Below are 14,249 nucleotides of genomic sequence, written 5' to 3' on the forward strand. Positions count from 1 at the left end.
CCCGCCGGCCGGGCACTGATGGCCGTGGGACTACCGGGTGGAGCGGGGGTCCAGCGAGTCGCGCAGCGCGTCGCCGAGCAGGTTGAACGCCAGGACCAGCAGGAAGACCGTCAACCCGGGGAACAGGGTGTACCAGGGGTCGCTCGCGACGTAGCCGATGCTGTTGAAGATCATGCGGCCCAGGTCGGGCGTGGGTTCGGTGACGCCGATGTTGACGAACGCCAGCGCCGCCTCGATGGCGATGAACTGCGGCACCATCAGCGAGACGGTGACCAGGATCGGCGCCCAGATGTTCGGCAGCAGCTGCCGCAGCAGGATGTGCGTGGTGCCGGCGCCGGCCGCACGGGCCGCCTCGACGAACTCCCGCTCGCGCAGCGAGATCACCTGCCCGCGGACCAGCCGCGCGGTGTACGTCCAGCTGAACAGGCCGAAGGTCGCGACGATCAGGGCCACCCGGAAGGCCGGCGACGGCGCCTCCCGGTCGGAGTAGAAGCGGTCCTGGAGGATCGGGATGACCGCGAGCGCGAAGATGAGGAACGGGAACGCCAGCGTGAGGTCGATCAGCCAGTTGACGACGCTGTCCAGCCAGCCTCTGGCCCACCCGGCCAGCACACCGACAGCGACACCGATGCCGGATGCCAGCAGCGCCGAGGTGAACGCGATGAACAGGGACGTCCGCAGGCCGTAGACCAGTTGCATCAGGATGTCCCGGCCGCTGCCGGGTTCGAGCCCCAGCCAATGGTCGGAGCTGATTCCGCCGGCGTACCCGATCGGCATTCCGAAATCGTTGAGGCGGTCCACGAACTTGTCGGTCGGGTCGATTCCGGTGAGCCGTCCCAGCAGTGGCGCGCCGAGCGCCACCAGGGCGGCGACGGCGAGCGTGACGGCGCTGGCCTTGGCCGTACGGTCGCGTTTGAGCCGCAGCCAGGCGAGCCGGCCGGGCGACCGGCCGACGAATTCGCCGGGCTGGCCGGCGGGGCCGGGAACGGCCTCGACATCGGGGCCGGGAGCGGCCGGTGGGTGCGACAGTTCGCTCATGAGCAGTCCTCCCGACGGGGACGAAAACGCCCTGCCACCCGACGGTAATGCGCTATGAGGTGCTCAAAAGAATCGTTCCGGTAACGGCCGTTCCGGTTGTCGTGCATTGACAACGATCCGGCGTACGGAATGCATCGGCGCAATAACGGCCCGATTCGGTTGTCAGCCTTTCAGGTGGCCGTACCGCCAATTCGGAATGCGCTTCCGCGAGGCACTCGGGCGGTTGTCAGCCGTTCGGGCATTCCCGTGCGCCGATGTAACACCGGACCGGCAGCGGGGTCGACTGGCGTAACACTTCGTGACTCTTCGCGTTCACACCGTCCACCTAGGGTTCTCGGCGGTCCGGTTCACACGACGTGCCGGGCCGTCCACCGGCCCTCACCCGGGGCCCCGACGGAAGGACCACCCATGCCCTTCGCCCGACGTACCGCCGCTCTGGCCCTGGCCGCCGCGCTCGGCGGCCTCGCCGCGCCGGCCTCTCCCGCGCAGGCCGCGCCGCGCCCCGGCCCGGAGACCCCCTCGGTGCTGCTGCTCACCGTCGACGACGGCGCCGGCCTGCGCGCCACGGTGCTGACCTGCGGGCCCACCGGTGGCCTGCACCCCGACCCGATCACCGCCTGCCGGCTCGTCGCCCGCGTCGACGGCGACCTGGACGCGCTCGACGTGGACGGCGCGCCGTGCACCTCGCAGTACGACCCGGTCGTCGCGCGTGCCGTGGGCATCTGGCAGGACCGCCCGGTCTCCTACACCCGGACGTTCGGCAACGCCTGCCTGATGCAGCGCACCACCGCCTCCCTCTTCACCTTCTGACCCCGCCTCACCTTGTCGCGTTGATCATGAGGTTGGCGGCGGTTCCGGTCCGTTTTGTCGCCGTCAACTTCATGATCGACGGGGTGGGTCGGGAGGTGGGTGGGGTGGGTGCGGAGAATGGGGGCGGGGTGTTCGGAGGGGAGACTGTGCGGGTGGACGGACCGGTGGCGGGCGGGGGCGGCGGGCGGGAGTTGCGGGCGGACTGCTCGCGCTGCGCCGGGGTGTGCTGCGTCGCTCCCGCGTTCACCGCGTCGGCCGACTTCGCCATCGACAAGCCCGCCGGGCGGCCCTGCCCGAACCTGGGCGCCGACTTCCGCTGCGGCATCCACACCGAGCTGCGGCAACGCGGCTTCCCCGGCTGCACCGTGTTCGACTGCTTCGGCGCCGGTCAGCACCTCACCCAGCACACGTATGCCGGCCGCGACTGGCGTGCCGACCCGGACACCGCCCAGCGGATGTTCGACAGCTTCGCCGTACTTCGGCCGCTGCACGAGCTGCTGTGGTACCTGACCGAGGCGGTACGCCTGAGCCCGCCCGGCCCGCTGCGCGACGAGCTGACCGCCGCGCTCGACGAGACCGGCCGGCTCACCGACGGCACCCCCGACGACCTGCTCGCCCTCGACGTCGACGCGCACCGGGACCGGGCCAACCGGCTGCTGTCCCGCGCCGCCGAACAGGCCCGCGCCGGGCGGGCCGGCCCGGACCGCCGGGGCGCGATGCTGATCGGGGTGGACCTGCGCCGTACCCCGCTGATCGGGGCGAACCTGCGCGGCGCCTGCCTGATCGGGGCCGACCTGCGGGGCGTGCGCCTCGGCGCCGCCGACCTGACCGGCGCGGACCTGCGCGGAGCCGACCTGCGCGGCGCGGACCTGGGCGAGTGCCTGTTCACGCACCAGTCGCAGCTCGACGCCGCGCGCGGCGACCACCGAACGGTGCTGCCGCCGGGGCTACGCCGCCCATCCCACTGGTCCCTGACGCTGACCCCGACGCGCCCTCAGCCGCGCCAGCGCCGCCCCCGACCCCGCTGACGCCACCCCGCCCGCACCCGCACCCGCGCCCGCACCCGCGCCCGCACCCGCACCGCGGTGATCAAGGAGTTTGTGTCCGGTTCGGGGCCGGATCGGGACACGAACTCCTTGATCACCGCGAGACGGGCCGGGGCCGCGTTTGGTGGGGGTGGGGTGGGGTAGGCGGCGCGGACGACTGTTGACCGACAGGAGGGCCACCGGTGGGGTATCGGGCACGCGACGGTGAGGAGCCGGTCGACCCGGCGCACGCCGAGGACGAGGCCGGGCAGGTGCCGCTGGTGCAGACGGCCGCGGACACCGACGTGCCGGCCCCCGCTCCCGGTGCGCCGAAACCGGACGAGGTGACCGAGGACGACGGATCCGGCATGGCGGGCGGCGCCTCCGGCAGCAGCTCGGGCGGCTCCTCGATGCCGACCCACCCGGACGCGGCCCGCGGACGGGACGCCGCCCGCTGAACGTTTGCCGTCACCCGCTGCGGGCAGGAGTGCGACATGACCAGTGAAGAGTCCTTCGGCCGCGCGGCCGGCGACGAACCCGACGGCGCGACCGCGTACGAGGCGTCCCTGCGCCCGCCGGGCGAATCCCTGCACACCACCGACGACACCGGTGACGACTTCGCCGACCTGCCCGCCGAGGACCGGCGCTCGGCACGGGAGGTCAGCCGCGCCGGTTACGACGTCGATGCGGTCTCCGGCACCGGCGACCCGTCCGAGGAGCCGGAGGAGATCGAGGAGGGCCGGCCGCTGCGCTGAGCCGTACGCGGGGCGGCCGCCGCGCCGCTCCGCGCCTCGGTCATGCCCCGGTTCGCCAGCGCGTCGGCGCGCTCGTTCTCCGGGTGCCCGTTGTGGCCCTTCACCCACAGCCACGTCACGTCGTGCCTGGCGCACGCCGCCTCCAGCGCCTGCCACAGGTCGGCGTTCTTCACCGGCTGCTTCGCCGCGGTCAGCCAGCCGTTGCGCTTCCACGCGTTCAGCCAGCCGGTGATGCCGTTGCGCACGTACGTGCTGTCGGTGTGCAGCCGTACCGTGACCGGTCGGGTGAGGCTCTCCAGCGCCCGGATCGCGGCGGTCAGCTCCATCCGGTTGTTGGTGGTCGGGGTGGCCTCGCCGCCGCACAGCTCCCGCTCGTGCCCGCCCCAGCGCAGCACCGCACCCCACCCGCCGGGCCCGGGATTGCCGCTGCACGCGCCGTCGGTCCAGATCTCCACGACCCGGCCGGTCTCCGCCTCCGCCATGCCCGGCAACCTACCGGGTACGCGAGCACGCGGGACCACCCGACCCGCCGCGCCCGGCTAGCGTGCCGGTGTGACCACTCCCCCGGACTTCGCCACGCTCTGCAACTTCCGTGACCTCGGTGGCTGGCGGACCGGCGACGGCCGCACCGTCGCCCGGGGCCGCCTCTACCGCTCCGACTCGCTGGCCAAGCTCGCCGGTGAGGATCTGGAACGGTTCGCGGCGCTCGGCGTCCGCACCGTGATCGACCTGCGGTACCCGTGGGAGATCGCCGACCGCGGCCGGGCCCCGGAGAGCCTCGGCGTCACCTGGCACAACCTGAGCATCGAACACCGGCCGTACGTGCAGGCCGACATCGACCCCGACGTGGACCCGTGGCGCTACCTGGCCGACCGGTACGCCGAGGTGGCCGAGGACGGCGTGGCCGAGCTGCGCCAGGCGATCGAGGTGATCGCGGACGGCGAGCACCCGCTGGTGTTCCACTGCGCCTCCGGCAAGGACCGCACCGGGCTGCTCGCCGCGCTGGTGCTGTCCCTGCTCGGCGTCGACGAGGACCAGATCGCAGCGGACTTCGCGCTCACCGAGCAGGCCACCGACCGCCTGGTCGCCGAGTGGCGGGACCGCAACGGCGGCGCCACGCCGGGCTGGCCCGCGTACGGGCGGGCGCCGGCCGAGATCATCCGGCTGGTGCTGGCCGAGCTGCGGGCCGCCCACGGTTCGGTGCACGGGTACGTGACCGACCGGCTCGGCGTCGGCGCGGAGACGATCGCCGCGCTGCGCGCCCGGCTGCTCACCGGCGACACGAACCCGCTGCCCACCCAGGGCACCACCGGCAGTACGCCGACGCCGGCCGCCCGGTAGAGCACCGCCGGCCGCCGTCGCCGTCCCCCACGAAATGCGGACGACGCCGATGCCATGGTCTGGCACGCTGCGTGATCGTGGACACGCGGTGGGACGGCCTGCGGGCCGAGGTACGGGCGACGATCGACGAGCTGGTCTCCTCCGGCCGGGAGGCGGGTGTGCAGGTAGCCGCCTACCTGGACGGGGTCGCGATCGTCACCGAACAGGCCGGGCTCGCCGACACCACCACCGGCCGGCCGATGACGGCCGACACGCCCGTGCACGCGGTCTCCACCGGCAAGGGCCTCACCGCCACAGTGGTGCACGTGCTGGCCGAGCGGGGACGGCTCGACTACGACCTGCCGCTGGCGCGGGTGTGGCCGGAGTTCGCCCGGCACGGCAAGGACGGCATCACGCTGCGGCACGTGCTCACCCACACCGCCGGTCTGCCCGCGCTGCCGGCCGACGTCACGCCGGAGGACTTCACCGACTGGACGCGCATGTGCGAGCTGCTCGCCGACGCGCGGCCGCTGTGGGCACCGGGCGAGCGGCTCGCGTACCACGCCTGGACGTGGGGCTGGCTGCTCGGCGAGGTGATCAGGCGGGTCACCGGCGCCCCGGTGTCGCAGGTGCTCGCCGAGGAGGTGGCCGGGCCGCTCGGCGTGGACCGGGAACTGTTCCTCGGCGTACCGGAGGCGGACCTGCCCCGCCTGGCCCGGCTGGAGGACGCCGGCCTGTCCGCGCTGATGACCTGGGCCGGGGTCAACCTGCCGCACTTCGACGCGGTCGCCCCGCCCGCGGTACGCCCGGACACCGTCATCGGCTCCCGCCCCGACGTGCTGCGCGCCGACGTGCCGTCGGTCGGCACGATGAGCGCCCGCGCGGTGGCCCGGATGTACGCGGCGCTGCTCGGTCCGGTCGACGGGGTACGGCTGATCTCCGCCGAGCGGACGCGGGAGGTGTCCGCCCCGGCGGTACGCGCGCAGGAGTGGGTGTTCGGGCAGGAGAGCACGTTCGGGCTCGGGTACGCGGTCGAGGACGACGGATCGTTCGGCACCGCCGGTAGCGGCGGCAGCCTCGCGTTCGCGTACCCGGAGCTGGGGTTGACGGTGGCGGCGGTGCGCAACCGGCTCGGCGCGGGCGACGGTGACCCGATGGAGCAACTACGGACGCTGGTGCGCGACCGCGTCGCCGCGGCGACCGGCCACCGAGGCTAGCGGCGCAGGCGGGCGCGCAGCCGGCCGGCCGCGTCGCCGAGCACCGCGCCGGTCATCGGCAGCAGCGGGCTGGACCGCATCACCGCCAGGTCCTCGGCGGGGCTGGTCAGGCCGTCGAGGAACCGCAGCACCCGCTCCGGCGGGTTGCGGTCGAACAGCCGCTCGAAGAACTCCACGCCGCCGACGTGCCCCCGGTCCAGCGCGCGCAGCGCCACCGCGTCCATCCACAGGTGCCGGCCCGGGTACGCGGGCGCCGGCACCGGCGGACGGCCGGCGGCGTGCGCCCCGGCCACCTGGTCGGCCTGGCGCAGCATCGCCGAGAACGTGAACCCGGTCGACGGGCGCGTCGCCCCACCGGCGGTGCCCAGCCGCACCACGCGCGGGCTCGGGCGGGACTCGAACGGCCCGTCGGTCATCGGGATCACGCCGTCCTCGACCTCCCGCACCCGCAGCGCGGTCAGGTCCAGGCCGAGCAGGTCCGCGTACCCGCGCAGCGCCGCGTCGTAGCCCGCGTCGTCGAGCAGGGCCGGCCCGAACTCGGTGTACTCGACGAGCGCGAACCGGTCGTCGACCGGCAGCACGTACCCGAAGGACACCCCGCGCGCCGGCTGCGGAGTGCGGAAGTCCATCAGCACCGCCCGCTCCGGGTCGAACGTGGGCCGGTCGGCGGCCAGCCACCAGCCCCGGAAGTGCTGCAACCAACTGGTCCGCCCCGGCCGCTTCGGCCGCCGGGGCCGCGAGTCCAGCACCCACCCGGCCCGCACCAGGTCCCGCCCGTCCGGGTCGCGGACCGTGACCCGCTCACCGTCGTCGTGCAGTTCCCCCGCCGGGACGCTGATCCGGACCGCGTCCAGCCGCCGCTCGGCCTCGGCAGCCCGGTCGTAGACCGGGGCGGAGCGGAGCATGGCGTACCGCAGGGGGTCGAGCGACAGGACACGGCGGCCGGCCGGCGTGACCACGTCGACCTGCGACCAGCTCGCGCTCAGCATCGGGTCGAGGTCGTCGCCGGGCAGGCCCCAGAACGCCCAGGTGCGGTCCTGGCCGCGCTTGTGCACCGGGTCGACCACCGCGACCCGCAGCCCGGTCACGTCGTGGCGGTCCAGCGCGGCCAGGACCAGGGACGCGGCGCCGCCGCCGCCGACCAGCGCGAGGTCGACGTCGACCGGGAAGGATGCGTGCATCCGGCCACGCTGCCACATCGGCGGAGGCGGCCACCGGCCGACCCGCGCTCAGGCCACCGGCGCGGGCTTCTGCGGGGCCGGCTCGGCGTAGGCGGCGGCCACCGTCGCCCGGTCGAAGACCCGCCACGTCGCGGCGATCACCGCGACCGCCACCACGAAACCCACCCAGTACGGCGCGGTGATGCCGAACCGGGCCGCCACCACGCCGCCGAGCAGCGCGCCGACGCAGTTGCCGCCCGCCGCGACGAACAACGTGGTGCTGCCGACCCGGCCCATCAACGCGGGCGGGGTGAGGCGCTGCCGCAGCGAGTTCGCCACGATGTTCCACAGCGCGCTGTGCGCCCCGAACGCGAACAGCGCGAACCCGACCACGGCCGCGCTGCGGGACGCGGCGAGCGCCAGGTGCAGTCCCGCCTCGACCAGCAGCCCGGTCCGCACCGTCCAGGTGGGTGTGATGGCGGCGATCAGCCGGTCCCCCACCAGCGAGCCGAGCACCCCGCCGACCGCCATGCAGGTGAACAACGCGCCGTAGCCGACCGAGCCGAGACCGAGCCGCTCGGTGGCGAGCAGAACCAGCACCGCCACGGCCGCGGTGAGCGTGACGTTCAGCAGGCCGATCAGCACGGTCATGGTGCGCAGCAGCCGCTGCCCCCACAGCCAGCGGAACCCCTCCGCGACCTCCGCCCGCACCGAGCGCCGCTCCTCCGGCGCCGGCCCGCCCCGGTACGTCCCGGCGAGCAACCCCACCAGGACGGCGCTGAGCGCGTACGTGCCGGCGTTGAGGGCGAACGGCAGCGACGCCGCCAGCACGAACAGGAACCCGCCGAGCGGGCCGGCGATCATGTTCTGCATCACCTGGGTGCCGCCGCCCAGCCAGCCGTTGGCGCGTTCCAGCAGGGAGCGCGGCACCACCGCCGGCAGCACCGCCTGCGCGGCGGTCCGGAACACCACCTCGCCGGTGTTCACCACGAACAGCACCGCGTAGAGCAGCGCGATCCCGGCCCGGTCGGCCAGCATCGCCGCGGCGAGTACCGCGAGCGCGCCGACGCGTACCCAGTCGATGAGCACCATCAGCCGCCGCCGGTCCACCCGGTCCGCCAGGACGCCGCCGGGCAGCGCGAACAGCAGCCACGGCAGCCACGACACCGCCGCCCCGGCCGACACCACCAGCGGATCGTCGGTGATCGACGCCACGTACAGCGGCGCGGCCACCGTCGCCGTCCCGCTACCCAGCGCGGACAGCGTGCTCGCCGTCCACAGTCGGGCGAAGCGCCCGCCGAGCCGTTCCCCCGTCACGGCGAGGCAACCTACCAGCGGCGACGCGCGCCGCCGACCGGTTTATCCGGGGCGGCGGGTGTTGAGGCGGGCCGCCTGCCGGTTCAGGTGGTCGCGTTCGGCCAGGCTGGACGCGCGGCGGGCCGCCTCCGCGTACAGCCGGGCCGCCCGGTCCGGGTCGCCGTCGCGTTCGTGCAGGTACGCGGCCACCGCCGTGTACCGGGGCAGCGAGTCGTCGAGCGCCGCGAGCGCCGCCAGCCCGGCGCGCGGGCCGTCCGCCTCGCCGACCGCCACCGCCCGGTTGAGCCGGGCGATCGGGCTGCCGGTCAGGCGGACGAGTTCGTCGTACCACTCGACGATCTGCACCCAGTCGGTCTCGGCCGCCGTACGCGCGTCGGCGTGCAGCGCCGCGACGGCGGCCTGGGCCTGGAACTCGCCCAGCCGGTCGCGGGACAGGGCGGTCTGGAGGATGCTCACGCCCTCGGCGATCAGCGTGGTGTCCCACCGGCCGCGGTCCTGCTCAGCCAGCGGCACCAGGCTGCCGTCCGGCGCGGTCCGCCCGGCCCGGCGGGCGTGGTGCAGCAGCATGAGCGCGAGCAGCCCGGCCACCTCGGGGTGGTCGATCGCGGCGGCGAGCTGCCGGGTGAGCCGGATCGCCTCGGCGGCCAGGTCCACGTCGCCGGAGTAGCCCTCGTTGAACACCAGGTACAGCACGCGCAGCACGGTGGCGACGTCACCGGGCTGGTCGAACCGCACCCCGGACACGGTGCGCTTGGCCCGGCTGATCCGCTGCGCCATGGTGGCCTCCGGCACCAGGTACGCCTGCGCGATCTGCCGGGTGGTGAGCCCGCCGACGGCGCGCAGCGTCAACGCGACGGCCGACGACGGGCTCAGCGACGGATGCGCGCAGAGGAAGTAGAGCCGCAGCGTGTCGTCGACCGCCGGCACCGGGCCGGGCGGCGGTTCCTCGTCCACGAGGTCCTCGCGCCGGCGCCGGGCGGCGTCGGCGCGCACCACGTCCAGGAACCGCCGCCAGGCCACGGTCACCAGCCAGCCCCGCGGATCGCGGGGCGGGTCGGCCGGCCAGACGCGCAGCGCCTCGATGAGCGCGTCCTGCACGGCGTCCTCGGCCGCCGCGAAGTCGGCTCCGCGGCGGACGAGGACACCGAGCACGCCCGGGATGAGGCTGCGGAGTGCGACCTCGTCCATCGGACGGATCACTCCGTGATGGTGGGCGGCGCGGTCAGGAACGGGCGCAGCTCCAGCCACTCGTGGATCGGCTTGCCGCCCTGCCCCGGCGCGGCCGACAGCTCGGCGGCCAGTTCGAGCGCGCGCTCGTAGCTGTCCACGTCGATCACCATCCAGCCGGCGATGAGGTCCTTCGTCTCGGCGAACGGGCCGTCGGTGACCGGCGGGCGTCCCTCGCCGTCGTAGCGGACGAACGTGCCCTCCGGGGCGAGCGCCTGGCCGTCGACGTACTCGCCGCTCTCCTGCAGCTTCGCCGCGAATTCCTGCATGTAGTGCACGTGCGCGGAGATCTCCTCCGGCGTCCACTTGTCGATCATCGGCATGTCGGACACCGGGGTCGGGCCGCCGCGGTAGTGCTTCAGGAGCAGGTACTTCATGAGTGTCTCCTCGTGGAGGGTGCGACCCATTCTGGCCGCGTTCACTCCGGGGACGAAGCCGGCGTTGCGTTCTCGACATCGGTGGCGGAGGAATTTCGGGCGTCACATCGCGTAGGTCATCCTAGGAGGCTAGTTCTGATGGTCCGGGCCGCCTGCCCCCGTCGCGGCGGTCCGGACCCGTCAGCGGATCGCCCGGCCGTCAGCGGGCGGCGGTCCGGCGCAGGCCGGTGATCAGCACCGCGCCCGCGACCAGGTGCAACGCCACCAGCGTCAGCGTCGCCGCACCCCCCACTCCCCCGCCCAGCGGCCCGAGCAGGGACACCAGCAGCACGAGGCCCGCGACCACCGTCCAGACGGTGCGGGCACGGGCGGTGAGCCGTTCCAGCAGGGCCAGCAGCGCCCAGCCGGCCAGCCCGGCGAGCAGCGTGCTCACCACCACGGCCACCGGCGTCACCCGCTGGTCCGTAGAGCCGCTGCGCGCGATCAGCTCCACCCCCGCGATCGGTACCGCGACCACCCAGCCCAGCAGCGCGGCGGCGGTCGCCGCGAACACCGTGAGCAGGCGGTCCCGGCGGCGGTTCGGGCGGGCGGTGACTGTCGGAATCGTGGTCTCCATCGGTGACTCCTCCACATCGGGACGACTGCCGGAAACGCTAGGTCCGGCGGGCCGCCGCGCGGATCGGGCCGCGGAGCGGTTCCCGGCTCCGTCGCCCGAACGACCACCGGCCCGGATCTCCGTCTGGCGACCGATGAGAAGCGGTGGACCGGCGGCCTAGCATCCGGACATGAGGTGCGCGTCCCGGTCCCGGTTCCTGCTGCTGCTCGACGGCGGCATCGCCACCGCGAGCATCGCCGTGTGCCTGCTCGCGCTGCTGGCCTCCGACGCCGGCCCGGACACGCCCGGCGCGACCGCCGTCGCGGTCGGCCTCGCCGTGGCGCAGGCGAGCTGTCTGCTGTGGATCCGGCGCCACCCGGGGTACGCCCTCACCGTCGCCGCGCTCGCGGGCGTCGGCTTGGAGGCGCTCTGCCCGCAGCTCGGCTGGCTCGGCCTGGTCGCGGTGCCGATGGCGTACGTGGCCCGGCTGCGCCCGCCCCGGTACTCGCTCGTCGCGCTCGGGCTGCTGCTGGCGCCCACGCCGTGGAAGCTGGTCACCGGCGGCTGGCGGGACCTGCTGCTGGCGGTGACCGCGCTGGCCCTGAGCTGGACGCTCGGCGAGCTGCAACGGGGCCAGGCGCAACGGCGCTGCGCGTGGGAACGGCAGGTGCTGGCGGCCGAGCGGGAACGCATCTCCCGGGAACTGCACGACGTGGTGGCGCACCACGTCGCGGTCATCGCCGTCCAGGCAGCCGCCGCGGAGGACGTGTTCGACGAGCATCCGGAGCAGGCCCGCGCCGCGCTCGCCGCGATCGACACGGCGGCCCGGTCGGCGCTGACCGAACTGCGGGCCATGCTGCACGCGCTCGCCGCCGACGACGGGTCCGAGCAAGGCGGGCCACAGCCGGGGCTGGCGCAGCTCGACGCGCTCGCCGACGCGGTCCGGGCGGTCGGCCTTCCGGTGACGCTGCACCGGGAGGGCGACGGCGAGGCGCTACCCGGCGGGGTACAGCTGTCGGCGTACCGGATCGTGCAGGAGTCACTGACGAACGCGCTGCGCCACGGGCACGCCACCCGCGCCGACGTGGACGTCCACTATCGCGACGGCGTACTGCGGCTGGAGGTCGTGAACGACGGCCCGGCGCCCGCCCGCCGGCCCGGTACGCCCACCGGGCGCGGCATCGTCGGCATGCGGGAGCGGGCCCGGCTGCTCGGCGGCACGCTCGACGCCGGCCCGCTGTCGGCCGGCGGGTTCCGGGTCCACGCGCGACTGCCGGTCGGGGCGGGCCGGTGACCGTGCGGGTGGTGGTCGCCGACGACCAGGAGCTGATCCGCGCCGGGCTGCGTACCGTCCTCGACGCGCGGCCCGACCTGAGCGTCGTCGGGGAGGCGGCCGACGGTGTCGAGGCGGTCGCGGTGGCGACGCGGACCCGACCGGACGTGGTGCTCATGGACGTGCGGATGCCCCGGCGCGACGGCATCGCCGCCACCCGGGACCTGGTGGCCGCCGGCAACCCGGCCCGGGTGGTCATGCTGACCACGTTCGACCTGGACGAACACGTCTACGCCGCGCTGCGCGCCGGGGCGAGTGCGTTCCTGCTCAAGGACACCCGTCCGGCCGACCTCGCCGAGGCGGTACGCGTGGTGGCCCGGGGCGAGGCCCTGCTCGCGCCCACAGTGACCCGGCGGCTGCTGGACCGGTACGCCGACCGGCTGCCCGCGCCCGCGCCCGCCGGCGACGTGCTCGCCGTGCTGACCGCCCGCGAGCGGGAGGTGCTGACGCTCACCGCGCGGGCACTGTCCAATGCGGAGATCGCCGCCCGGCTGCACCTGAGCACCGCCACCGTGAAGACCCACGTCTCGGCGATCCTCACCAAGCTGGGCCTGCGCGACCGCATCCAGGCGGTGGTGCTCGCGTACGACACCGGGCTGGTCCGGCCGGAGCCGCCGGTCCGGTAGTCGCGAACGGGACACCAGACCCCAGACGCGGCGAACCGGGACGGTTCGCCGTCCGGGCTGGCCCGGCATGTCCGCCGTGTCGTGGCGGCAGGGAGCACACCGGACGGCAACGAAGATTTCTCAATTACCCCCAGTGACCGCCGCAACCCTCCTAGTGTTGGCCACACCGGTGCTCGTCACGGAGTTGGCCACCCGAACGACGTCCCACGCCTACAGCGGACGAAAAGTGAGGGAAGACGCGGATGAAGGCACAGTCATTTCTCGGATCGGCGGCGTTCGGCGTGGGCCTCGGCGCACTGCTGCTCCCGGCCGCCGCGCTGGCGGACACCAGAGTCTCACCCGCCACCACCCCGGTCGGCGGCACCGTCGTGCTGACCACGACGTGCAACCCGAACGCCGGTGACGCGATCTTCCGGGTCACCGGCCCGGACCGGGACCAGAACGTCCGGTCCACCACGGCCGCCGCGGGCGGTGGCCTGAGCGCCGAACTGTTCACCGCCGGGTTCACGCTCGGCACGTACACGGTCGCCACCACGTGCGGCGACGGCAGCGACGGCGGCAGCGCCACGTTCACCGTCACCCCGATCGGCGGCGCGCAGGCCGGTGGCGGCGGACGCGACGGCGACACCGGAGTGCTGATCGCCGGTGGCGTGCTGGCCGCCGGGGCGCTCGCCGGAGGCGCGTACGCGGTCATCCGCCGGCGCCGCGCGGACGCCGCCGCCTGACCGGCTCGCCGAGCGGTCCGCCCGCGCCGGAGCATCCGGCGCGGGCGCCGCGTCCCTGTCGGACGGAGGTGGGATGCTGGCCTCGTCGCCGCACGGCGGCCGGTCGCGACTGCGCACCGCCGCCGTGGTCACCGCTCTCACGGTCGCCGCCGCCGCGGGCGCCGGCCTGGTCTCGGCCGGGCTCGGCACCACGTCGGCGGCACCACCGCAGCCCGGCGTCTCCGCCGCGCCCGCCACCGAACGACCGGGTACGGCCGGCCCGGCACTCCCCCGGTCCACGCCGGTCCGGGTCACCATCCCCCGCATCGGCGTCGACGCCGAGATCGTCCCGGTCGCCACCGACGCGGACGGCGCGCTGGAGGTGCCGCCGCTGGAACGCCCGGAGGTCACCGGCTGGTACCACCCCGGTCCCGCACCCGGCCAGGCCGGCAACGCGGTGCTCGTCGGGCACGTCGACTCGCAGCACGGCCCGGCGGTCTTCTTCGACCTCGGGCGGCTGCGCAGCGGCGACACCATTCGCGTGCTGCGCGCCGACGGCCGGACCGCGACGTTCACTGTGGACGGCGTCGGGGCGTACCCGAAGGAGCGCTTCCCCACCGCGCGCGTCTACGGCGGCGACGCGGCGGCGCGGCTGCGGTTGATCACGTGCGGCGGGCGGTTCGACCCGCGGACCGGCAGCTACCCGGACAACATCGTCGTCTTCGCCACCGCGACCCGGTGAGCC

At 74.7% G+C, this 14,249-nt stretch carries 17 protein-coding genes; 10 read left to right on the forward strand and 7 right to left on the reverse strand.

Annotation, left to right across the window (positions count from 1 at the left end):
• Positions 1 to 30 precede the first annotated feature (30 nt).
• Positions 31 to 1,038, reverse strand: coding sequence for an ABC transporter permease (locus MICAU_RS16305; protein ID WP_013286429.1), 1,008 nt, complete (start codon positions 1,036 to 1,038; stop codon positions 31 to 33).
• Positions 1,039 to 1,446: 408 nt separating this feature from the next.
• On the opposite strand from MICAU_RS16305, the gene MICAU_RS16310 reads away from it, so the two are divergent.
• From MICAU_RS16310 to MICAU_RS16330, 4 genes are all read left to right on the forward strand, one after another.
• Positions 1,447 to 1,848, forward strand: a complete 402-nt coding sequence (locus MICAU_RS16310; protein ID WP_013286430.1) for an SSI family serine proteinase inhibitor — start codon at positions 1,447 to 1,449, stop codon at positions 1,846 to 1,848.
• Between the two features lie 26 nt (positions 1,849 to 1,874).
• On the forward strand, positions 1,875 to 2,876 hold the full coding sequence (locus MICAU_RS16315; RefSeq protein ID WP_013286431.1) for a pentapeptide repeat-containing protein: 1,002 nt from the start codon (positions 1,875 to 1,877) through the stop codon (positions 2,874 to 2,876).
• A gap of 200 nt (positions 2,877 to 3,076) precedes the next feature.
• Positions 3,077 to 3,331 (forward strand): hypothetical protein, encoded by a 255-nt coding sequence (locus tag MICAU_RS16325; protein WP_013286432.1) that lies wholly within the window; start codon positions 3,077 to 3,079, stop codon positions 3,329 to 3,331.
• A gap of 36 nt (positions 3,332 to 3,367) precedes the next feature.
• Positions 3,368 to 3,628: a hypothetical protein gene (locus tag MICAU_RS16330; protein ID WP_013286433.1), complete on the forward strand. Its 261-nt coding sequence runs from the start codon at positions 3,368 to 3,370 to the stop codon at positions 3,626 to 3,628.
• Here MICAU_RS16330 and rnhA read toward each other — a convergent pair.
• Positions 3,547 to 4,110, reverse strand: coding sequence for a ribonuclease HI (gene rnhA / locus MICAU_RS16335; RefSeq protein WP_013286434.1), 564 nt, complete (start codon positions 4,108 to 4,110; stop codon positions 3,547 to 3,549). The two genes, MICAU_RS16330 and rnhA, sit on opposite strands and share 82 nt — an antisense overlap.
• 70 nt (positions 4,111 to 4,180) lie before the next feature.
• On the opposite strand from rnhA, the gene MICAU_RS16340 reads away from it, so the two are divergent.
• Positions 4,181 to 4,969, forward strand: coding sequence for a tyrosine-protein phosphatase (locus MICAU_RS16340; RefSeq protein WP_013286435.1), 789 nt, complete (start codon positions 4,181 to 4,183; stop codon positions 4,967 to 4,969).
• Between the two features lie 77 nt (positions 4,970 to 5,046).
• Positions 5,047 to 6,165, forward strand: coding sequence for a serine hydrolase domain-containing protein (locus MICAU_RS16345; RefSeq protein WP_244879610.1), 1,119 nt, complete (start codon positions 5,047 to 5,049; stop codon positions 6,163 to 6,165).
• On the opposite strand, the gene MICAU_RS16350 is transcribed toward MICAU_RS16345, so the two are convergent.
• From MICAU_RS16350 to MICAU_RS16370, 5 genes are all read right to left on the reverse strand, one after another.
• On the reverse strand, positions 6,162 to 7,346 hold the full coding sequence (locus MICAU_RS16350) for a lycopene cyclase family protein (protein ID WP_174361716.1): 1,185 nt from the start codon (positions 7,344 to 7,346) through the stop codon (positions 6,162 to 6,164). The two genes, MICAU_RS16345 and MICAU_RS16350, sit on opposite strands and share 4 nt — an antisense overlap.
• Before the next feature lie 48 nt (positions 7,347 to 7,394).
• The gene (locus tag MICAU_RS16355; protein ID WP_013286438.1) at positions 7,395 to 8,642 is read right to left on the reverse strand and encodes an MFS transporter; all 1,248 of its coding nucleotides are present in this window, start codon (positions 8,640 to 8,642) and stop codon (positions 7,395 to 7,397) included.
• 42 nt (positions 8,643 to 8,684) lie between these two features.
• The gene (locus MICAU_RS16360) at positions 8,685 to 9,830 is read right to left on the reverse strand and encodes an RNA polymerase sigma factor (protein WP_013286439.1); all 1,146 of its coding nucleotides are present in this window, start codon (positions 9,828 to 9,830) and stop codon (positions 8,685 to 8,687) included.
• Positions 9,831 to 9,838: 8 nt separating this feature from the next.
• Positions 9,839 to 10,276 carry a YciI family protein gene (locus MICAU_RS16365; RefSeq protein ID WP_047893363.1) on the reverse strand — a complete coding sequence of 146 codons (438 nt, stop codon included), beginning with the start codon at positions 10,274 to 10,276 and terminating at the stop codon, positions 9,839 to 9,841.
• Positions 10,277 to 10,445: 169 nt separating this feature from the next.
• On the reverse strand, positions 10,446 to 10,862 hold the full coding sequence (locus tag MICAU_RS16370; RefSeq protein ID WP_013286441.1) for a DUF6069 family protein: 417 nt from the start codon (positions 10,860 to 10,862) through the stop codon (positions 10,446 to 10,448).
• A 169-nt stretch (positions 10,863 to 11,031) separates the two neighbouring features.
• On the opposite strand from MICAU_RS16370, the gene MICAU_RS16375 reads away from it, so the two are divergent.
• The 4 genes from MICAU_RS16375 (at position 11,032) to MICAU_RS16390 (ending at position 14,246) form a co-directional block, all read left to right on the forward strand.
• Entirely contained in the window at positions 11,032 to 12,135 is a 1,104-nt protein-coding gene (locus MICAU_RS16375) for a sensor histidine kinase (RefSeq protein WP_013286442.1), read from the forward strand.
• Positions 12,132 to 12,800, forward strand: a complete 669-nt coding sequence (locus MICAU_RS16380) for a response regulator (RefSeq protein ID WP_013286443.1) — start codon at positions 12,132 to 12,134, stop codon at positions 12,798 to 12,800. The genes MICAU_RS16375 and MICAU_RS16380 overlap by 4 nt, the downstream gene beginning before the upstream one ends.
• A 242-nt stretch (positions 12,801 to 13,042) precedes the next feature.
• The gene (locus MICAU_RS16385; RefSeq protein WP_013286444.1) at positions 13,043 to 13,525 is read left to right on the forward strand and encodes a hypothetical protein; all 483 of its coding nucleotides are present in this window, start codon (positions 13,043 to 13,045) and stop codon (positions 13,523 to 13,525) included.
• A gap of 73 nt (positions 13,526 to 13,598) precedes the next feature.
• Entirely contained in the window at positions 13,599 to 14,246 is a 648-nt protein-coding gene (locus tag MICAU_RS16390) for a class F sortase (protein ID WP_013286445.1), read from the forward strand.
• Positions 14,247 to 14,249 lie beyond the last annotated feature (3 nt).

Source organism: Micromonospora aurantiaca ATCC 27029, assembly GCF_000145235.1.
In the GTDB taxonomy this organism is placed as follows: Bacteria; Actinomycetota; Actinomycetes; order Mycobacteriales; family Micromonosporaceae; genus Micromonospora; species Micromonospora aurantiaca.